This window comes from Methylorubrum sp. SL192 (genome assembly GCF_026672325.1).
In the GTDB taxonomy this organism is placed as follows: Bacteria; Pseudomonadota; Alphaproteobacteria; order Rhizobiales; family Beijerinckiaceae; genus Methylobacterium; species Methylobacterium extorquens.
Window position 1 is genome coordinate 4,442,275 of the sequence record NZ_JAPPQV010000003.1, and the last position, 18,491, is coordinate 4,460,765.

General features: G+C 68.4%; 18 protein-coding genes and 2 tRNA genes. 8 read left to right on the forward strand and 12 right to left on the reverse strand.

Annotated elements, in window-relative coordinates; genetic code table 11:
* Nucleotides 1–2: 2 nt before the first annotated feature.
* The gene (locus OVA30_RS21345) at nt 3–527 is read left to right on the forward strand and encodes a GspMb/PilO family protein (RefSeq protein ID WP_268177521.1); all 525 of its coding nucleotides are present in this window, start codon (nt 3–5) and stop codon (nt 525–527) included.
* The gene (locus OVA30_RS21350) at nt 527–1,027 is read left to right on the forward strand and encodes a hypothetical protein (protein ID WP_268176788.1); all 501 of its coding nucleotides are present in this window, start codon (nt 527–529) and stop codon (nt 1,025–1,027) included. Before OVA30_RS21345 ends, OVA30_RS21350 begins: the two co-directional genes overlap by 1 nt.
* A gap of 140 nt (nt 1,028–1,167) precedes the next feature.
* Here the strand turns inward: OVA30_RS21350 and OVA30_RS21355 are convergent.
* The 9 genes from OVA30_RS21355 to rlmB all read right to left on the reverse strand — a co-directional run bounded on the left by OVA30_RS21355 (nt 1,168) and on the right by rlmB (nt 9,904).
* A tRNA-Met gene (locus tag OVA30_RS21355) sits at nt 1,168–1,244 on the reverse strand.
* Nucleotides 1,245–1,347: 103 nt separating this feature from the next.
* Nucleotides 1,348–2,589, reverse strand: a complete 1,242-nt coding sequence (gene trpB, locus OVA30_RS21360; RefSeq protein WP_268176789.1) for a tryptophan synthase subunit beta — start codon at nt 2,587–2,589, stop codon at nt 1,348–1,350.
* A 122-nt stretch (nt 2,590–2,711) separates the two neighbouring features.
* The gene (locus OVA30_RS21365) at nt 2,712–3,359 is read right to left on the reverse strand and encodes a phosphoribosylanthranilate isomerase (RefSeq protein ID WP_268176790.1); all 648 of its coding nucleotides are present in this window, start codon (nt 3,357–3,359) and stop codon (nt 2,712–2,714) included.
* A gap of 23 nt (nt 3,360–3,382) precedes the next feature.
* Nucleotides 3,383–3,751 carry a LapA family protein gene (locus OVA30_RS21370; RefSeq protein ID WP_268176791.1) on the reverse strand — a complete coding sequence of 123 codons (369 nt, stop codon included), beginning with the start codon at nt 3,749–3,751 and terminating at the stop codon, nt 3,383–3,385.
* Between the two features lie 225 nt (nt 3,752–3,976).
* A complete protein-coding gene (gene ihfB, locus OVA30_RS21375; protein ID WP_012251998.1) occupies nt 3,977–4,285 on the reverse strand; it encodes an integration host factor subunit beta in 309 nt (102 codons plus the stop codon).
* Between the two features lie 41 nt (nt 4,286–4,326).
* On the reverse strand, nt 4,327–5,292 hold the full coding sequence (gene sppA, locus OVA30_RS21380) for a signal peptide peptidase SppA (RefSeq protein ID WP_268176792.1): 966 nt from the start codon (nt 5,290–5,292) through the stop codon (nt 4,327–4,329).
* A gap of 260 nt (nt 5,293–5,552) precedes the next feature.
* Nucleotides 5,553–6,878 carry a putative sugar O-methyltransferase gene (locus OVA30_RS21385; protein WP_268176793.1) on the reverse strand — a complete coding sequence of 442 codons (1,326 nt, stop codon included), beginning with the start codon at nt 6,876–6,878 and terminating at the stop codon, nt 5,553–5,555.
* A 92-nt stretch (nt 6,879–6,970) separates the two neighbouring features.
* Complete coding sequence (rpsA, locus tag OVA30_RS21390) at nt 6,971–8,683, reverse strand: 30S ribosomal protein S1 (RefSeq protein ID WP_003600675.1); 1,713 nt, start codon at nt 8,681–8,683, stop codon at nt 6,971–6,973.
* 414 nt (nt 8,684–9,097) lie between these two features.
* On the reverse strand, nt 9,098–9,904 hold the full coding sequence (gene rlmB, locus OVA30_RS21395; RefSeq protein WP_268176794.1) for a 23S rRNA (guanosine(2251)-2'-O)-methyltransferase RlmB: 807 nt from the start codon (nt 9,902–9,904) through the stop codon (nt 9,098–9,100).
* A 147-nt stretch (nt 9,905–10,051) separates the two neighbouring features.
* Here rlmB and OVA30_RS21400 point away from each other — a divergent pair.
* Nucleotides 10,052–10,126: transfer RNA gene (locus tag OVA30_RS21400), tRNA-Glu, on the forward strand.
* A gap of 429 nt (nt 10,127–10,555) precedes the next feature.
* Here OVA30_RS21400 and OVA30_RS21410 read toward each other — a convergent pair.
* Entirely contained in the window at nt 10,556–10,696 is a 141-nt protein-coding gene (locus OVA30_RS21410) for a hypothetical protein (RefSeq protein ID WP_238506209.1), read from the reverse strand.
* A 739-nt stretch (nt 10,697–11,435) separates the two neighbouring features.
* Between OVA30_RS21410 and OVA30_RS21415 the strand changes: the two genes are divergently transcribed.
* The 4 genes from OVA30_RS21415 to OVA30_RS21430 all read left to right on the forward strand — a co-directional run bounded on the left by OVA30_RS21415 (nt 11,436) and on the right by OVA30_RS21430 (nt 15,864).
* Nucleotides 11,436–12,374 (forward strand): pirin family protein, encoded by a 939-nt coding sequence (locus tag OVA30_RS21415; protein WP_268176795.1) that lies wholly within the window; start codon nt 11,436–11,438, stop codon nt 12,372–12,374.
* Nucleotides 12,375–12,476: 102 nt separating this feature from the next.
* Nucleotides 12,477–14,243 (forward strand): monovalent cation:proton antiporter-2 (CPA2) family protein, encoded by a 1,767-nt coding sequence (locus tag OVA30_RS21420; RefSeq protein ID WP_268176797.1) that lies wholly within the window; start codon nt 12,477–12,479, stop codon nt 14,241–14,243.
* A 179-nt stretch (nt 14,244–14,422) separates the two neighbouring features.
* Entirely contained in the window at nt 14,423–15,142 is a 720-nt protein-coding gene (locus OVA30_RS21425) for a cytochrome c biogenesis CcdA family protein (protein WP_268176798.1), read from the forward strand.
* A gap of 107 nt (nt 15,143–15,249) precedes the next feature.
* Complete coding sequence (locus tag OVA30_RS21430; RefSeq protein ID WP_268176799.1) at nt 15,250–15,864, forward strand: DNA-3-methyladenine glycosylase family protein; 615 nt, start codon at nt 15,250–15,252, stop codon at nt 15,862–15,864.
* A 5-nt stretch (nt 15,865–15,869) separates the two neighbouring features.
* Here the strand turns inward: OVA30_RS21430 and OVA30_RS21435 are convergent, their stop codons facing one another.
* A complete protein-coding gene (locus OVA30_RS21435) occupies nt 15,870–16,127 on the reverse strand; it encodes a hypothetical protein (RefSeq protein WP_268176800.1) in 258 nt (85 codons plus the stop codon).
* 327 nt (nt 16,128–16,454) lie between these two features.
* Between OVA30_RS21435 and OVA30_RS21440 the strand changes: the two genes are divergently transcribed.
* The gene (locus tag OVA30_RS21440; protein WP_003600683.1) at nt 16,455–16,673 is read left to right on the forward strand and encodes a hypothetical protein; all 219 of its coding nucleotides are present in this window, start codon (nt 16,455–16,457) and stop codon (nt 16,671–16,673) included.
* A 114-nt stretch (nt 16,674–16,787) separates the two neighbouring features.
* On the opposite strand, the gene OVA30_RS21445 is transcribed toward OVA30_RS21440, so the two are convergent.
* The gene (locus tag OVA30_RS21445) at nt 16,788–18,485 is read right to left on the reverse strand and encodes a methyl-accepting chemotaxis protein (RefSeq protein ID WP_268176802.1); all 1,698 of its coding nucleotides are present in this window, start codon (nt 18,483–18,485) and stop codon (nt 16,788–16,790) included.
* Nucleotides 18,486–18,491: the final 6 nt, after the last annotated feature.

Genomic DNA, 18,491 nt, shown 5'->3' on the forward strand with positions numbered 1-18,491 from the left:
GAATGCCGCTCGTGGAGGGCCAAGCCTGGCCGATCCTGTTCGGCGTGCTCGCTGTCGGCCTGATCCTCGCGCTCGTCGCCGGCCCGATCGGCGAGGCGGTCGAAGCCGCCGCGCAGATCGAATCGGGCCGCGAGCGGCTCGACCGCGCGCGCGCCGCCGCGTCGCGTCCGCCGCTGCCGATCCCGCTTGCCGGTTCAAGTGAAGAGGCGCTGCTCGCGGTCTTCCGCGCGCGTCTCGAGAGCCTGGCCGGCGCACGGGCGGCGGTGGTCGAGCGCGCCGACCTCGAAGCCGATCCCGACCGACCCACCCTGCCGCGCCTGCGCGCCTCGGTCCGGGGCACGGCGGAGGGGCTGCACGGGCTGCTGCACGCGCTCGAGACGGAATCGCCGCTCGTCGCTGTCGAAGAGGCCGAACTCGGCATTGAGCGCGCGGCGGATCGCGAGACCGGCCGGCCAACGGTGATGCGGGCGACCCTGACCGCCCGCGGCGTCCTGATCCCGCCTCCGGCGCCGGGAACGGCGCCGTGATGGGCGTCCGGCGTGCCCTCCGCGCGACCCGCCCGCTGCCGCGCGCGGTCTTCGGGCTCGCCTGTGCCGCGGCGTTGGCAGCCTTCGCTTGGCCCATTGGGGTAGAGCCGGCGCCGGAGGCCCCCGCACAGCCGCTCGGCCCGCAACCCGGTGCCGCGTCGAGCGGCGCGGCGTGGCGCCGGCCCCTGTTCGATCCCGGCCGACAGGACTGGACCGCGCGGGGAAGCCGGGCCGCGATCCTCGAAGGCGAGCCGCGCCGCCCGGTACTGACGGTGCGCGGAATCGTCGTCGATGGCGGCAGAGCCCGTGTGCTGATCGACGACGGCAGCGGCGACGAGAGCTGGCTCGGCCACGGCGAAGGACGGGACAACTGGCACATCACCGCCATCGCCCCCGACAGCGTCACACTCGACCAGAACGGCCGCTCGTTCACCGCTGCGTTCATGGGCCAGCCGGTCACGCTGCGACCGCTCCCGCTCGAGCCGGCGCTTCGGAACTGAGGCGAGGTTCAGGAGAGCGGGTGATTGCGCAATCTTCACCCGGCTCAAGCACCTGAGTTCCGAAGGGCAGCCCATAGAAACAAAAAGCCCCGGACGGATGTCCAGGGCTCGGCGTCTCGGCGTTCTAGTTGAAGGTGATTTGGTAGCGAGGGAGGGATTTGAACCCCCGACACAAGGATTATGATTCCTCTGCTCTAACCAGCTGAGCTACCCCGCCACTGTCACGGACGGCGCTGACGCGGCGTCCGATGGGCGGGATATAGGGAGAAGGGCGCGAGGGTGTCAACGGTCTGTTGCGGCCCCCGCGCAGGTTCTCCCCCTCAGAGCGTCTGACCGAAGATCTGCGCCACCTGCGGGATGTCCTTGTCGCCGCGGCCGGAGAGGTTCAGCACCATCAGGTGCTCCGCCGGCTTGGTCGGCGCGAGTTCCATCACCTTCGACAGCGCGTGTGCGGGCTCCAGAGCCGGGATGATGCCCTCCAGCATCGAGCAGAGCTTGAACGCCTCCAGCGTCTCCGCATCGGTCGCCGACAGGTAGGTGACCCGGCCCATCTCGTGCAGCCATGCGTGTTCGGGGCCGATGCCGGGATAATCGAGGCCCGCCGAGATCGAGTGGGCGTCTGCGATCTGGCCGTCCTCGTTCATCAGCAGGTAGGTCCGGTTGCCGTGCAGCACGCCCGGGCGGCCGCCCGTGAGCGAGGCGGCATGGAGGCCGCTCTGCACGCCGTGTCCGGCCGCCTCGACGCCGTAAATCTCGACGTCGCGGTCATCGAGGAAGGGGTGGAACAGGCCCATGGCGTTCGAGCCGCCGCCGATGCAGGCGATGAGCGAGTCCGGCAGGCGGCCCTCCATCTCCAGCATCTGCTGCTTCGTCTCGATGCCGATCACCGATTGGAAATCGCGCACCATCGCCGGATAGGGATGGGGTCCGGCCACGGTGCCGATGCAGTAGAAGGTGTCGGAGACGTTGGTGACCCAGTCGCGCAGGGCCTCGTTCATCGCGTCCTTGAGCGTGCGCGTGCCGGATTGCACCGGGATCACCTCGGCGCCCAGCATCTTCATGCGGAACACGTTCGGGGCCTGCCGCTCGACATCGACGGCGCCCATGTAGACCACGCATTTCAGGCCGAAGCGGGCGCAGAGCGTCGCCGTCGCGACGCCGTGCTGGCCCGCGCCGGTCTCGGCGATGATCCGCGGCTTGCCCATGCGGCGGGCGAGCAGGATCTGGCCGAGGACGTTGTTCACCTTGTGCGAGCCGGTGTGATTCAGCTCCTCGCGCTTGAAGAAGATCTTCGCCCCCTGCCCCGCCGGAGCTTTCGCGCGCAGGTGCTCGGTCAGCCGCTCAGCAAAGTAGAGGGGGCTCGGCCGGCCGATGTAGTGGGTGCCGTAGGATTCCATATCCGCCTTGAACGACGGGTCGGCCTTGGCGTCGGCATAGGCCTTCTCGAGATCGAGAATCAGCGGCATCAGCGTCTCGGCCACGAAGCGGCCGCCGAAGATGCCGAAGCGACCGCGCTCATCCGGCCCGGTGCGGAAGGAATTGGGAGCGGGGTTCAGCGTCACGGGGACGGTCCTTCGCGAAGATCTGATCGTTGCCTCGCGTGCTAGACCCATGCGCGGGTCGCCGCAATGCGGCACAGCCGGACAAACGCGCTGAAGCAACCGCTGGGCACTGCCCTCGATGATCAGGCTCTGCGACGAGCGGCGGCGACGAAGGCCGCGATCCTGTCCGGATCTTTCTCGCCCGGCCGAATCTCGACACCCGACGAGACATCGACGGCGACGAGCCCCGTGCGCGCGAGCGCCGTGCCGACATTCCCGCTATCGAGGCCGCCCGACAGCATCGTGCCCGCCGGTAGCTCGGCCCCGTTCAGGATGTCCCAGTCGAAGCGGCGTCCATTCCCGCCTGGCAGATCGGCGCCGGGGGGAGGCTTGGCGTCGAGCAGAAGCCGGTCCGCGACGACGGCATAGGCCGGGAGCGTGCGAAGATCGGCGACCGCGGCGATGCCGATGGCCTTCATGACCGGCCGGCCGGTCCCGGCACGGATCTCCGCGACGCGCTGCGGCGTCTCCTGGCCGTGAAGCTGGATCAGGTCGGGATCGAGCGCCTCGATCGCGGCGGCGAGCAGCGCGTCGTCCGGATCGACCAGCAGCACCACGCGCTGCGCCCTCCCCCGCACCCGCTGTGCCAGGCCTCGGCCCTGTTCCAGGGTGACGTGGCGCGGGCTCTTGGGGAAGTGGACGAAGCCAACGAGGTCGGCGCCCGCGTCTAGGGCCGCGTCGAGCGTCGGCTCGGTGCTGAGGCCGCAGATCTTGACGCAGATGTCTACCATGGGCGGGACGACGCTCTCAGCCGTCAGCGCGCCGCTGCCGGGGCCGGCAGGGCGGTGTAGGTGCCGGCGCTGCTGTAACCCGGCTCGACACCCGGCGTACCGAAGGTCTTCAACTCGGCCGCCTCCTTGGCGAGACGGTCTGCCTCACGGCGGTGATAGCGCGCGCGCTGGCGGGTCCGGCTCTGCCCGAGCCAGCTTCCGATACCGCCGACGAGAATGCCGAGCGCCACGGAGCCGAACACCACGGCGTAGAGCGGGAGGACGAGGCTGAACACGGGCTCAGGCGAGAACGGATCGAAGGAGAGGGTCACGGCCTCGCGATTGGCGACGGCCAGCAGGACAACCACCACCGCGATCGGCAGCAGGATCAGCGCCTTCAGAAATCGAATCATGCAAGAGGTCTCCGACGGACGGCGTTAAGCCTGCGAGGGGCTCACCGGTGCCGCTAAGGGCTTTCGAGCGAGGGGCTTTTCGAGGCTCAGACCGCAGAACTAGAGCGTTTCACGCCGAAGGGGATGCTGGTTCGGCGCAAGCGGCGTCGAAATGGGCGCGGCGAAGCGAGTTGTCGAGACCGCGCCTCGTGTCACGCCCGTGACGGGGTCTCAAAGCAGATGCGTTCAGGCGCCCGGCTGCTCGTCGCCGATGCCGGCGCGGTTGAGGCGCAGGCGCATCTCCTTGCCGGTCTTGAAGACGGGGATCGCCTTCTCCGACACAGCCACGGATTCGCCGGTGCGCGGATTGCGCCCGCGGCGCGCCTCGCGGCGCTTGACCGAGAAGGCGCCGAAGCCGCGCAGCTCCACCCGGTCGCCCTGCGCCAGGGCGTCGGCGATCGTGTCGAGGATCGCGTTCACCAGGGTCTCGACGTCGCGCTGGTAGAGATGGGGGTTCTGCTCAGCAATCTTGAGCACGAGTTCCGACTTGATCATGCGGCTCTCTTCCGAATGCGGGGCTGGCGCGGCGCGAGACCTCAGGGAGCCGGCCGCCAGACGGCCAGGAGCCCGCCGCTGAGCCCGGCGGCTTCGTCCTCGACGGCACGGAGACGGCTGGCAAGTCCATCGAGGCCGAGAAGATCGGCGCCGAGCCCCAGAGTCGACCAGAGCTTGAACCCGCCGTCGGCCTTCGGCTTCCAGTCCTTGACCGGAAGCTTCTCGGGGACCTTATTCTCCTTCTCCAGCCACTCTACCGCCTGGCGCTCGCCGCCGAGCTCATCGACGAGCTTGAGGGGCAGGCTCTGGCGACCGCTGAACACGCGGCCATCGGCGACGGCGGCAATCTGGCTCTCATCCATGCCGCGGCGCTCCGCCACCAGGCCCTTGAACCAGCCATAGGTGTCGAGGACGATCGACGACAGGGCCGCGCGGGCCTCCGGCGAAGTCGGGCTGAAGCCCGAGGGCTCCGCCTTGAGCGGCGAGGATTTGACCGACTCGACCTTCACGCCGACCTTGTCGAGCAGGCCGGATACGTCCGGATACTGGAACAGCACGCCGATCGAGCCGACGAGCGCGGTCTCGCGGGCGACGATGTGGTCGGCGGCGATCGCGGTGATGTAGGCGCCCGAGGCGGCCGTGCCATCGACGAAGGCGACCATCGGCTTCTTCGCCGCCAGCGCGCGCAGGTTGCGGTAGAGCTCCTCCGAGCCGGTCGTCGTGCCGCCCGGCGACGAGATCGAGATCACCACACCCTTGACCGCGTTCGACTCGCCGACGCGCTCGATCAGTTTGCGGGTCGAGTCGCTGCCGGCGATGAAGCCGCCGATCGAGATCCGGGCGATCTGATTCTCGGTGGCCGGGAACAGCCGGCCCTCGCCGACCCGCGCGCGGTAGCCCAATGCACCGACGGCGACGATGGCAGCACCGATGCCGAGCATCCGCCACAGCGTGAGCTTGCGGCGCAGACGGCGGCGGTCGATGAGAAACTCGGCGTCTGCAGCCATCCGACGATGTACTCCTCTCCAAGCGGCGCGGTGCAGCCGTCGTTTCTTTGGGACCGTTCACGCCATGCCCCGCGGGAGCACGGCCCTGTCCGATCCGGATGCTGGCCAAACCCTTGATGGACTTGGGTTCGGTTGCTGCGACCGAGTCCGCGCACGTGTTTAGCGCCGCCCGAGGCGCGCGGGCAAGAGCCCGTTCGGACCGGGCCGGTACAACCCGCAGCGGTCGTCGTCGGACGCCATGTCCGCGGGAGGCAGCCGGTTCAGCGTCGAGCGTAGATTTCTTCGACGTAGCCGTCACGCATCCAGAACAGATGCCGGCCCAGCCTGCGGTAGCCACCGTCCCGCGCAACCAGATCGGCGACGACGGCCTGCCGGAATGCGTCGGTGTTCGGTGCCGCCGCCTCTTGGTTGATCGAGTAGAACAATGGGGCGATGGCGCGGATCCGCGCGATGTACATGGCGGCCGTCTCCGGCGGCATTTCCGGCAGCGAGTCCTGGTTGATCGCCAGATCGTAGTGTTCGTTCCGCTCGATCTCCCACCACGGACGGACCCGGATCGCGGTGTCCTGCTCGCCCGCCAGGGACACGTCGAGGCCCGCTTTCAGCAGGAACCAGCCCTGGAGCACGTTGGTGAAGGGCAGATCGAGGATCGTGTAGCGCCGGTCGGGGTGGCGCAGGAACCAAGCCAGCCCGCCGAAACCGCCGCCGATCTCGACCACCCGGTCGAAGCGGCCGAGTTGTCCGACCCGCCAAGCGGCGTAGGCGTGGGTCAAGGCGTGCTCGGGCAGGATGCCGGCGCCGTAACGCACACCGAACGGGGCGCCGACCTCGGGGAAAGCCAGGGGGAAGCCGAGCTCGGCCTCGAGATGCGCAGGCGCGACATGGTGGGCAAGGGGGCCGGGGAGCGCGGCCGCGTAATCGCCCTGCTCGGGTGAGCGGATCGGGGCGAGGCCGACCGCCTCCGAGAGCCGCAGCAGCCGGTCGCACCAGCTTGCAGCGAACGGCGTGGGCGCGTGGCGGGCCAGCGTCGCCATCGTGCGCCCCATGGCGATGCCGTGCGCGAGATGCGACTGGAACAGGTTGTTCAGCAGGCCGGCGAGCGCGCCGGCATCCCCGCCTTGCAGGGCACGGTGGAAATCGGGAAAGCCCTGGCTCCGGGCCGCCCACATGCCCTCGCTGTCGGCCTGGACCGGTGCGCGTCCGGCACCGGATTGCCAGGCGGCGATGAGGCGTCGCGCGATGGCGTCATCCTCAGGGCCGGGTCGGGGCGCGGCGAAGGCGATGGCCGGCAGTTCGGGCCAGGCGCGGTAGGGATATCGGTAGGTCCACTGTCCGGCGATTCCGCCGCCGAGCTCGGCCGTCGCCGACGGGACCTGGATCGGGCGCCCCTCGTGGCGACCGAAGACGCGGTAATGCTCTTCCGCCGAGGCAACGAGACCGGCTTCGACCGCCATCGCCACATCGGCATTGAGGTCGAGATAGCGCTCGGAGTCGAAATGGGACGGGAGCGGGTCGGAACGGCGTCCGGGGCGCTGGCCCCTCAACCATCTCAGGCTGGCGCCTAAGCTCGAGAGGCGGTTTGCCATCGCGCTCGCTTCGGGACGATTCGAAAACGGGACCAGAAAAAGTTCGGGGCCGGCAGAGCCGGCCCCGAGGAATTATCGGAAGGCAGCGAGGCTTACTCCTCGTCGCCACCCTTCTTCTTGTTGAAGGCGGCACCGAGGATGTCGCCGAGCGAGGCGCCCGAATCGGCGGAGCCGAACTGGGCCATCGCCTCCTTCTCCTCGGCGACTTCCAGAGCCTTGATCGAGACCTGCACGCGGCGGGCCTTGCGATCGAACTGGATGACGCGCGCGTCGAACTTCTCGCCGGCGGCGAAACGCTCGGGACGCTGGTCGCCACGGTCACGGGCGAGTTCGGCGCGGCGGATGAAGGTCTGCATGTCGGTGTCGACGAGCTTCACCTCCAGGCCGGAATCCTTCACCTCGACGACCTCGCAGGTGACGATCTGGCCCTTCTTGACCTCGCCGGCTTCGGCGAAGGGATCGCCGCCGAGCTGCTTCACGCCGAGCGAGATGCGCTCCTTCTCGACATCGACGTCGAGAACCTGGGCACGCACCATGTCGCCCTTCTTGAACTCCTCGATGACCTGCTCGCCGGGACGGTTCCAGTCGAGATCCGACAGGTGAACCATGCCGTCGACATCGCCTTCGAGGCCGATGAACAGGCCGAACTCGGTCTTGTTCTTGACCTCACCCTCGACCTCGGAACCGACCGGGTGCTTCTCAGCGAAGGCATCCCACGGGTTCTGCAGGGTCTGCTTGAGGCCGAGCGAGATACGACGCTTGACCGAATCGACTTCCAGGATCTGCACCTCGACCTCCTGAGAGGTGGAGACGATCTTGCCCGGATGGACGTTCTTCTTGGTCCAGCTCATCTCGGAGACGTGGATCAGGCCCTCGATCCCTGGCTCCAGCTCCACGAAGGCGCCGTAGTCGGTGATGTTGGTCACGCGGCCCTTGAGCTTGGCTTCCTCGGGGTAACGGGCGGCGATGCCCTCCCACGGATCGGCCAGGAGCTGCTTGATGCCGAGCGAGATGCGGTGCGTCTCGTGGTTGATCTTGATGATCTTGACCTTGACCGTCTGGCCGATGGTCACGACCTCGGACGGGTGGTTCACGCGGCGCCACGCCATGTCGGTGACGTGCAGCAGGCCGTCGATCCCGCCGAGATCGACGAAGGCGCCGTACTCGGTGATGTTCTTGACGACGCCGTCGATGACCTGACCTTCCTCAAGGTTGGCCACCAGCTCCGAGCGCTGCTCGGCGCGGCTCTCTTCGAGCACGGTGCGGCGCGACACGACGATGTTGCCGCGGCGGCGATCCATCTTGAGGATCTGGAACGGCTGGGGCGTGCCGAGCAGCGGGGTCACGTCGCGGACCGGGCGGATATCGACCTGGGAGCGCGGCAGGAACGCCACGGCGCCGTCGAGATCGACGGTGTAGCCGCCCTTGACCTGGTTGAAGATCGTGCCGGTGACGCGCTCGTTGGCCTCGAAGGCCTTCTCGAGCTTGACCCACGACTCCTCGCGGCGCGCCTTGTCGCGCGAGATGACGGCCTCGCCCAGCGCGTTCTCGATGCGGTCGACGTAAACCTCGACCTCGTCGCCAACCTTGAGCTCGCCCTCGCGGCCCGGGCCGGTGAATTCCTTGAGGGGGACGCGCCCCTCGGTCTTGGCACCGATATCGATGACGGCGACATCTTTCTCGATGCCGACGACGGTGCCCTTGACGACCGAACCTTCGGTGATCTCATGCTGGAGGAAGGATTCCTCGAGCAGGGCCGCGAAATCCTCGCGGGCCGAAGAGCTTACGTTCAGACCAGCTGACATTCTTTCTCCTGAATGGCCCCATTTCGTGAGGCCTGCGTCGGCGGCTCGTGTTGCAAAGGACCCCCGTCACCGCCGCCCGCCGGATGGACGATCCGGCCGGGCTCGCCTCCTTTCGGAGGGCCGACGCATGTTGAAAGCGATGGCCGAGGGCTCGATCCCCCCGGCGATGCGTCCGCCGGGCGAGAAAGCCTGGATCCTGACGGTATCGATGAGGAAATCGGTGCGAGCGATACCGGATCCGCGTGCGCGACGCAACGTCTTGCAACGTCTTGGAATGCCGGAGTCTCGGACGCGAACGCCGCCGCGAGAGTTGAGTTCAGGCGGATACGATTCGTCCGGGATCTTGTCGCGACCAGACCGGAGCGTATCGGTCTTCAGACGATACCCGGCGCCATCCGGCGCCGGGATCAGCTTTCAGGCCGCCGTCCCGGCCGAACGCGTCAGGGCGTAGAGGGTGATCGCCGCGGCGTTCGAGACGTTGAGGCTGCGGATGGCACCGGTCGCGTCGATGCGCACTAGCAGGTCGCAGCATTCGGTGGTGCGCTGGCGCAGGCCCTTGCCCTCGGCCCCGAGCACGAGCACCGCCGGTCGGCGCGGGCCGACCGCGTCGAGGGTGGTGCCGGCATCCGAATCGAGACCGATCCGGGTGAAACCGCGCTCGCCGAGCGTGATCAGCGCCTCGGCGAGGTTGCGGACGATCATCAGCGGGACGTGCTCCAGGCCGCCGGATGCGGATTTCGCCAGTACGCCGGTGGCATTCGGCGAGTGGCGCGCAGTGGTGATGATGGCGGTAACGCCGAACGCGGCCGCCGTTCGGACGATGGCGCCGACATTGTGCGGATCGGTGATTTGATCCAGCGCGAGCAGCAGCGCGTCGTCCGGCATCGCGTCGAGTGCGGGTGCGGCCAGCGGCTCGGCCTCCGCGTAGAGGCCCTGATGCACCGCGTCCGGACCGAGCAGGCGATCGATCGCGCTTGGGCGGACCATCTCCGGTTCGATCGGCAGTTCGATGCCGGCCTCTTTCAGGCGCGCCAGCGCATTCTCGGTGGCGAGCAGCCGATGAAAGTGGCGGCCCGCATTGGCCAAGGCCTGCGAGACGGGGTGCCAGCCATAGAGCACGACATGGTCCCTCCCCTCACGCGCGGCCGGTCCCGGAGGCTGGGTTCGCGGGCGGGGCCGGAAGCCGTACGGCTTGGCCGGGCGGTCGCGCGGCGGGGTCATGGGCGGGTCTTTCAGGGCAGGAAAGGGACGCGGCGTATCGGATGTCCGAGAAGCCGATGGGACCGGTCCGCGTCAAGTCGCGGAATCATGCGGCAAAGCCGTTGCCGTCGGCGGCGAACCCGACTATAGACCGGTCGCCGTCAGACAGCGCCCTTCGTCTATCGGTTAGGACGTCAGCCTTTCACGCTGAAAAGGCGGGTTCGATTCCCGCAGGGCGCGCCATTCCCCTCTGGCTCAAAAAGCACATTCCATCGCAATGCCTGAGTGCTCATGGTTTTCGGCCGTGAACCTCGAAAGTGCGGCGATATGAACTGCAGCTTGGCACCGCCGGGTTAGCGACTTTCCGTTCCCTGCCGCGGCATCACAAGGCGCACGAGGCTTCGACCCTCCTATGGGGTTGCCTCTCCGCCGTGACGCTCGCCACGCGCCACCTCCTTCATGCGCCCATCCAACATTGGACGTTGGTGACGGGCTGTTCGCCGTAAGCCTTCGGCCCTGGGATGCCCCAGCGCATCATGGTCAACTCGCGGCCCACCGTACCGTCCAAAACCACGGGGGCGATCTGGTCGAGGCAGATACCAGGCATGGGAGGGAGGTTGCCGACGACAGACTGTGCCTTGCTCGGCTTGGCCAGTCGCCGGCAGCTCCGATCTAGTAATCGCGCTCGCTGCTGCGGCTCATGCGTCTCGCGACGTAATCCCCGGAATAGGAATGCTGGCCGAACACCAACCAGCCGAGCCCGAAGCCGATAGCCCCCGCGACGAGGAAGCCCGTCATCGTGGTTGAATCCACATTGCCGACTGCTCGGCTTCCCTGACGGTAGTACCGCGAGCCGTACTCCGAGGCGCTGTCCCAGGCGTCAGAAGCTTTATCCGTCGCATCGCGCAACGCCTGTCGCGCCTGATCCGCTGCCCCGCCGCCACTCGATGAGCCGCCCCGGCCGGATGCTGGCCCGCCATCGGATCTGCCAAGCGGGTCATGTGAGCGAATGTCTGCCATAGCGGTAGCTCCCTCCTGCTCGTGAGGCCGATGGTGAGCCGCATGTTCGGGCGTCACGCCATCGGCTTGCATCAACGGAAACCCGCCTGCACCCCAGAGGTATCCGGCTGAGGTAGCCATGCGGCCAACGCGGTGCGTTGCCAGCACCGGTGCGGCGCTCATGGAGCTGTGGAAAGCCCGCTACGGACGCGCTGAGCAAGCCGAGCGGCCAACCGGGCGAGCCGGTAGCTGCCCGTGCGGTTCGGACAATGAGGACAGGCCACGCGCACGATGACGTAGGGATAGGCCGCGAGGCAGGGAACGTCGGGCCGGATGGGCGGGCGCATGACGCGGCTACCGAACGGGGGCGTGACGAGCTAAGAACGGCATTTCTGGAAACGATACGTTTCCTTAGTTTCCGTTTTCGTTCTCTCGCGCTCATTCCATAGTGCTTTCGACGACACGCCGTCACAGGGTGGCGGGCGACGCGGCGGCTGACACGCTTCTTGAGGCGTGCCGTGCTGTCGGTCTCGGCCGAAGAGGGAGAAGGGCGATGAGCTGGCACAGTGCGGATGATCCGATTCCGGGCGACCATTTCAGTTGTGACGCGATCCAGACCCTGATCGTGCCGCGCTCGCGCGATCTCGGCTCGTTTGCCGTGCGCCGCGCCCTCCCCTCGACCGAGTGCCGGATGGTCGGCCCGTTCATCTTCTTCGACCAGATGGGACCGTCCGAGTTCCTGCTCGGTCAGGGAATGGATGTCCGTCCGCACCCGCATATCGGCCTCTCGACCGTTACCTACCTGTTCGACGGCGAGATCATGCATCGCGACAGTCTCGGCACCGAGCTGCCGATCCGGCCGGGCGAACTGAATTGGATGACGGCCGGACGCGGCATCACCCATTCGGAGCGCACCGCCCCAACCCTTCGCCAGACCGGCTCCCGCCTGTTCGGAATCCAGAGCTGGGTCGCCCTGTCGGCTCGGGAGGAGGAAAGCGCGCCGGCCTTCGAGCACTATGATGCCTCGGCGCTTCCGGTCCTCTCCGGCGAGGGCAAGACCGTTCGCCTGATCGCGGGTGAAGCCTTCGGCGCGCGCTCGCCGGTGCGGACATCGAGCCCGATGGTTTATGCCGATGTGGTGCTGGAAGCGGGCGCCGTCCTGCCGCTGGACCCGACCTACGACGAGCGCGCGATCTATACGGTTGCGGGCGCCATCAAGATTGCCGGCGACGGCTTCGGTCCCGGCCAGCTCTTGGTGTTCCGGCCCGGCGACCGCATCAGCGTGCGCGCCACGGAGGCCGCGCGGTTCATGGTTCTGGGCGGCGAGCCGATGGACGGCCCTCGGCACCTCTGGTGGAACTTCGTCTCCTCGCGGCCGGAGCGGATCGCCCAGGCCAAGGAGGATTGGCGCCAGGGCCGCTTCGACACGGTGCCGAACGATGCCGAGTTCATCCCGCTGCCCGAGGATCCCCCGCCCGTCCGCTATCCGTAAGCGAAGGCGCGCAGCTCACCGAGGGCTGCGCGCCCCCTTTCCACACACTCCGCCCCGCGCCCGACCGGCGCTTTCCAACCCGTCCAGAGGTCCCACCACGCCATGGCGATCGAAGCATCCGGGGCCGCGAGCGAACTCGTTCAGGTCGTCTCCCTCCTCGCCGCGGGCGTCGTCGCCGTTCCGTTGTTCAAGCGGCTCGGTCTCGGCTCGGTCCTCGGCTACCTCGTGGCGGGGTTGGCCATCGGGCCGTTCGGCGTCGGCCTCTTCACCGATGCCCACGCCATCCTTCACGTCGCCGAACTCGGCGTCGTGATGTTCCTCTTCATCATCGGATTGGAGATGGAGCCGTCGCGGCTCTGGGGCATGCGCCGCGAAATCTTCGGTCTCGGTCTCGCCCAGGTCGGCGCCTGCATCGCCGCCCTCACGCTGGTCGGCGTCGCCATGGGGTTTCCGGTCGTCGTGGCCTTCGTGGCCGGCACCGGCTTCGTGCTCACTTCGACCGCCATCGTCATGCAGCTTCTCGAAGAACGCGGCTCGCTCTCGACGCCGAAAGGCCAGCGGATCGTTGCCATCCTGCTGCTCGAAGATCTCGCCATCGTGCCGCTTCTGGCCGCCGTCGCGCTGCTCGCGCCCGGTGGCGCCGAAACGAGTGGGACCGAGCGCGCCATCGCCGTCGCCATCGCCCTGGTTTCCATCGCCGCGCTCGTGGCCGCGGGCCGCTGGCTGCTCAACCCGCTGTTCCGCCTGCTCGCCGCGGCGAAGGCGCGGGAGGTCATGACTGCGGCGGCGCTGCTGGTCGTGCTCGGCTCGGCGCTGGCGATGCAGCTCGGCGGCCTCTCCATGGCGATGGGGGCCTTCCTTGCCGGCGTGCTACTCTCGGAATCGAGCTTCCGCCACCAGCTGGAAGCCGATGTCGAGCCGTTCCGCGGCATCCTGCTCGGCCTTTTCTTTCTCGGCGTCGGGATGTCCCTCGATCTCGCGGTGATCGCCGCGAACTGGGGTCTGATCCTCATGAGCGTGGCCGCCTACATGGCGGTGAAGAGTCTCGTCATCTACGGGGTCGCCCGCGCCCTGCGGACCAAACATGCCGAGGCGCTGGAGCGGACGGCCCTGATGGCGCAGGGCGGCGAATTCGCCTTCGTGCTCTATGCGGCGGCGGCGAGTGCGGGGATCATCGACGGCACGACCAACGCGATCCTGACGGCCACCGTCATCCTGTCGATGGCGATCACGCCGCTGACCGTCATCGCCTTCGATCGCCTCGGGCCGAAGGCCACCGCGTCCACGGACGGCGTCGAAGCGCCGGAGGATCTCGTCGGCAGCGCCTTGATCATCGGGTTCGGCCGCTTCGGGCAGATCGTCAGCCAGCCGCTGATCTCGCGCGGGTGCTCGGTCTCGATCATCGACACCAACGCCGACAACATCCGCCTCGCCGAGGGGTTCGGCTTCAAGGTCTATTACGGCGATGGGGCCCGGCTCGACATCCTGCGCGCGGCCGGCGCCGCGACGGCGCGAGCGATCCTGATCTGCATCGACGACCGCGCCATGGCCAAGCGCATCGCGGAACTGGCGAAGGCGGAGTTTCCACTGGTTCCGGTGCTGGCGCGTGCCCGTGACCGCGAGCACGCGGTGGAGCTGATCGAGGCGGGCGTCGCCTACCAGATGCGCGAGACGCTCGAATCGGCCTTTGCACTGGGGGAGCAGGCGCTGGTGACGATCGGGGCCGATCCGGACGCGGCCGGCGAGATCATGGCCGAGGTCCGTCGGCGCGACGCGGAGCGCCTCGACCTGCAGGTCGTCGGCGGCCTCTATGCCGGCCGTGAGCTGATCCGGGGGAACGCGTCCATGCCGACGCATGGGCACGGGTGAGCTGGGCACGGCGGCGAAGACAGTGGGCCGCCGGTGATGCGGCACCAAGGGAACGCGGCCGGCCGATGCGGGGCACGGCGTTCGCCTGTAGAGAAAGCCGGGAGACGAGGGCACCCGGCCGAGGCGATCCGGCCGGCGGGTGACTGGGGACGTCTCGGCGAAGGGTTTCGAGCCGCACCATGGCCAGCCATCTCGGCCTCGCCTTCCTTGCCGGCCTCCTCTCGGTGCTGTCGCCCTGCGTGCTGCCGCTGCTTCCGCTGGTGCTGGGCGCGGCGGTCGCGGAGCATCGCCTCGGGCCCGTGGCGCTCGCCGCCGGTCTGGCGCTCTCCTTCGTTGCGATCGGCCTGTTCATCGCGACGATCGGGTTCGCGCTCGGCCTCGATGGAGACCGGTTTCGCGCCATCGGGGCTTTGCTGCTGATGGTGCTCGGCATCATCCTGATCGTACCGACGGCGCAGAATCGGTTCGCCGTTGCGGCCGGGCCGTTGAGCAACTGGGCTGAGCAGCGATTCGGCGGAGTCGCGACCGCGGGGCTGGCGGGCCAGTTCGCCGTCGGCCTCCTCGTCGGCGCCGTCTGGAGCCCCTGCGTCGGCCCGACCCTCGGCGCAGCCTCCCTGCTCGCCGCCCAGGGGCGCGACCTCGGCACTGTGGCGGTCACCATGCTGGTGTTCGGCCTCGGGGCCGCCCTCCCCCTCGTCGCCCTCGGGATGCTATCGCGCGAGGTGCTGATCCGCTGGCGCGCGCGGATGATGGGCGTCGGCAAGGGGCTCAAGCTCGCGCTCGGCGTGATCCTCGTCGCCACCGGCGCCCTGATCCTGTCGGGCTATGATCGGGCGCTCGAAACCACGCTGGTCGACGCCTCGCCGGATTGGCTGACCGCGCTCACCACGCGCTTCTGATCAAGGGGCTGCGCGGCCGCTGCGGGTCAAACGCGGAGGCGGGAAGGCGGAGCGGCGGACGGTGCCAGGCGTTTCCCGGCGGTGGTCATCGTCGCCCCAGGAAGAAGATGCTCGACGCAGAGATCTACGAAAGGATGCTCGAAACGGCTGCCACGGTCGCGGAGCCGTTGCGAGCCGCGATCGCGGCAATCGGCCGGATCGAGATCGCGCCGCCCGCGCATGCGAGCCTCGCCGAGCGTCTGTTCGTCGAGGTCGTCAACCAGCAGCTCTCGACGAAGGCCGCCCTCTCGATCTGGACGCGGATCGAGGCGGCTGCCGCGGCTCAGGACGGGACGCCGCGCGATCTGTTCATTCCGGGCACCGAGGTTCTTTTGCGCAGTTGCGGCGTCTCGGCGAACAAGGTGCGGGCGCTCCACGCCATCCGCGAGGCCGAGGAGGCCGGCCTGCTCGGCCCGGAACTCGCGACGCTACCACATGCCGAGCGCTCTGCCGTTCTATGCCGTATCCGCGGGGTCGGGCCGTGGACGGCCGACATGGCCGGCATCTTCCACTTTCTCGATCCGGATATCTGGCCCGTCGGCGACGTGGCCGCGGTCGGCGTCCTGCGGCGGCTCGCAGGGATTGAGGATACAGTCGCGGTGGCCGCCCGGTTCGCGCCGTACCGCTCGATCCTCGCCCGCTACATGTGGCGCAGCCGGGACGCGGCGCCGGTCGCCGCCTGATGCGTTCAGCGGCCCGCCTCGAAGAACGGCCGGAAATTCTCGAGCCAATCGCGCAGCCAGAGTTCGGCGGCCTGTTTGGCCCCCTCCGGCTCCTGTGCATGGCCCCAGATGTCCTCGGCGAGCGGGCTCCACCACGTCCAGAGGCGGTTCGACCCGTCATACTCGACGGTGGCGACCTCGATCGCGCCGATTCGGCCGGTGAAGCGCTGCAGGGGCACCTCGGCGATGCCACCCTGCGTCCAGATGATCGTGTCGTTCGACATGGTGTCCCAACGCGAGTTGCACTGCACACGTTCGCGCAGGTCCGCCGCCGATCGCCGATGATGTCGGAACGCGACGACCGCCCACATTCACAGCGCGCAACGACGTTCGGACTTGACGGGATCGAACCGATCCTGCAAGCGCGCGTTGTCTGCTCATCGTCGCCGTGCGCGCGATGCGCGGCTCCACAGGAACTTCCGACCCCAATGCCCGACGACAGTAGTCGATCGACCACGCCGCCTTCGGCCACCCGCGTGTTCTGCGCCTGATCGTCTGATCCGGCTCACCCGCGACCGGCCTTGGCGGCTGGTCCGACAAAAAGGTGAGCCATGACTGACTCCAATGTCATTTCCCGCCGTGCGCGCTCTCGCGCGGCGAAATCCGGCGGTAACGGCAGCGTGGTGCTCGTTGTGGCGCTGATGATGGCGCTCGTCTTCGTGCCCGTACTGGCCCTCCACGCCGCAGCGCTTTCCGGCGCGGTGGCCGGCGACGAGGTCCGGCCCGACGAAGTGGCCGCCGCCGTGACCCATAAGAAGGTACCGGGCTAAGGCACCGTTCGATCGGGGTTGCCGGCGCTCAGTGACCCCCTTCGAAACCCGCTCTACGAACGAAAAAGGGGACGCCGTGAGGCGTCCCCTTTTTCAATTCGCGTGGGGCTTGGTTCAGGCCGCGCGCACCGTCGCGAGAAAGCGCGCGACTTCCGCCCGCAGATGCTCGGATTGCTGCGACAGCTCCGAGGCCGAGGCCAGAACCTGCGTGGCGGCGGCTCCGGTTTCCTCCGATGCCTGCGCCACGCCCGCGATGTTGCTGGTGACTTCGCCCGCGCCCACGGCTGCCTGGGAGACGTTACGCACGATCTCCTGGGTCGCAGCACCCTGCTCTTCCACGGCCGCGGCGATCGTCGTCGCCACCGCGTTGATCTCGCGGATGCGGCCGGTGATGCCGCCGATCGCCGTCACCGCCTGACCGGTGGCGCCCTGGATCTGCGCGATCTGCCCGGAAATCTCCTCCGTCGCCCGCGAGGTTTGCGCGGCGAGTTCCTTCACCTCGCTCGCGACCACGGCAAAGCCACGCCCCGCCTCGCCTGCCCGCGCCGCCTCGATGGTGGCGTTGAGCGCGAGCAGGTTGGTCTGGCTGGCGATGGTGGCGATGAGGTTCACCACGTCGCCGATCCGCGCCGCGGCCTGGCTCAGTTCATGAATGAGGGCGGCGCTGTGGTCCGCCTCGCCGACGGCGCGCTGCGCCATGTCCGCCGACGCGCCGACCTGCCGGCCGATCTCGTGGACCGAAGCACCGAGTTCCTCCGCGGCAGCGGCGACGGTGCCGACATTGGAGGCCGCCTCCTCCGCCGCAGCCGCGACGGTGGTCGATTGGCTGGCGGTCTCGGTCGCGGTGGCCGTCATCTGCTGGGCGGTCGCCTGCAGCTCGGTGGCGGAGGACGACACCATCCCGACGACACCGCCGACGGCACGCTCGAAGCCGTCGGCCAACTCGATCATGGTGCGGCGGCGCTCGATCGCCGCGGCTTCATCCGCCACGCGCTTCATTTCCGCCTGCTCGGCGGCCTTGCGCGCCACGAGCGCCTTGATGGCCTCGACGGCACGGGCGACGGCGCCGATCTCGTCGCCGCGGCGCGCCTCGGCGATCTCGGTCTCGATCGCGCCTTCGGCCATCCGCTGAAGCACGCGCACGAGCCGGCCGATGGGGCGCACGACCCCCACGATCACGATCACCCCGAGCAGCCCGAAGGCCAGCAGCAGGCCGACGACCGCGATGACCGTCAGCGTCAGAGCGGCGGACGAGCCGATTTCGGCGGCCTCCCGCTTGGCATCTTCGAGATCGCTGATATTGGCCGCGATGCGCTTCTGGATCGCCTCGATCGCCTTTGTCCGAACCGGGCGTACCTCATCCGCAGAGACCTTGAACGCCTGCTCCTTCTGGTTCTTCAGTCCCAAGGCGATCGAACGCTCGACCGTCGCGAAGAAGCCGGAAATCGTCGCTTTGACCTCGGTCAGCATCGCCCGGCGCGCGTCGCTGTCCGCGATGGCGATCAAGTGGTCTGCGCCGGCAAGCGCCCGCGCCCGCGATGCCTCGAACCGCTCGTGCTGCGCCGACAGGATCGAGGCGTCGGTCTCGAGGATGATGTTCTTTTCGCTGATCACGGCCTCGTCGATGGCGAGCGCGGTCTGCAAGGCGGTAATGACCCGCGCCGCGCGCACATCGACGACGTCCTGTGTCCCGCGCTGCAACTGGCCGAGCGTGTTCCGCGCCAGACCGACGATGCCGGCCGCGACCAGCGCGACCAGGGCCACCGGAATGGCGAGTTTTCCGATCAGCTTGAGATTTGTGAACCAGCGCATCTGTTC

Coding starts and splice junctions, on each gene's coding strand:
- OVA30_RS21345 (WP_268177521.1), top strand. CDS start 3: ATGCCGCTCGTGGAGGGCCAAGCCTGGCCGATCCTGTTCGGCGTGCTC.
- OVA30_RS21350 (WP_268176788.1), top strand. CDS start 527: ATGGGCGTCCGGCGTGCCCTCCGCGCGACCCGCCCGCTGCCGCGCGCG.
- OVA30_RS21365 (WP_268176790.1), bottom strand. CDS start 3,359: ATGGTAGACATCTGCGTCAAGATCTGCGGCCTCAGCACCGAGCCGACG.
- OVA30_RS21370 (WP_268176791.1), bottom strand. CDS start 3,751: ATGATTCGATTTCTGAAGGCGCTGATCCTGCTGCCGATCGCGGTGGTG.
- ihfB (WP_012251998.1), bottom strand. CDS start 4,285: ATGATCAAGTCGGAACTCGTGCTCAAGATTGCTGAGCAGAACCCCCAT.
- sppA (WP_268176792.1), bottom strand. CDS start 5,292: ATGGCTGCAGACGCCGAGTTTCTCATCGACCGCCGCCGTCTGCGCCGC.
- OVA30_RS21385 (WP_268176793.1), bottom strand. CDS start 6,878: ATGGCAAACCGCCTCTCGAGCTTAGGCGCCAGCCTGAGATGGTTGAGG.
- rpsA (WP_003600675.1), bottom strand. CDS start 8,683: ATGTCAGCTGGTCTGAACGTAAGCTCTTCGGCCCGCGAGGATTTCGCG.
- rlmB (WP_268176794.1), bottom strand. CDS start 9,904: ATGACCCCGCCGCGCGACCGCCCGGCCAAGCCGTACGGCTTCCGGCCC.
- OVA30_RS21415 (WP_268176795.1), top strand. CDS start 11,436: ATGAGCTGGCACAGTGCGGATGATCCGATTCCGGGCGACCATTTCAGT.
- OVA30_RS21420 (WP_268176797.1), top strand. CDS start 12,477: ATGGCGATCGAAGCATCCGGGGCCGCGAGCGAACTCGTTCAGGTCGTC.
- OVA30_RS21425 (WP_268176798.1), top strand. CDS start 14,423: ATGGCCAGCCATCTCGGCCTCGCCTTCCTTGCCGGCCTCCTCTCGGTG.
- OVA30_RS21430 (WP_268176799.1), top strand. CDS start 15,250: ATGCTCGACGCAGAGATCTACGAAAGGATGCTCGAAACGGCTGCCACG.
- OVA30_RS21435 (WP_268176800.1), bottom strand. CDS start 16,127: ATGTCGAACGACACGATCATCTGGACGCAGGGTGGCATCGCCGAGGTG.
- OVA30_RS21440 (WP_003600683.1), top strand. CDS start 16,455: ATGACTGACTCCAATGTCATTTCCCGCCGTGCGCGCTCTCGCGCGGCG.
- OVA30_RS21445 (WP_268176802.1), bottom strand. CDS start 18,485: ATGCGCTGGTTCACAAATCTCAAGCTGATCGGAAAACTCGCCATTCCG.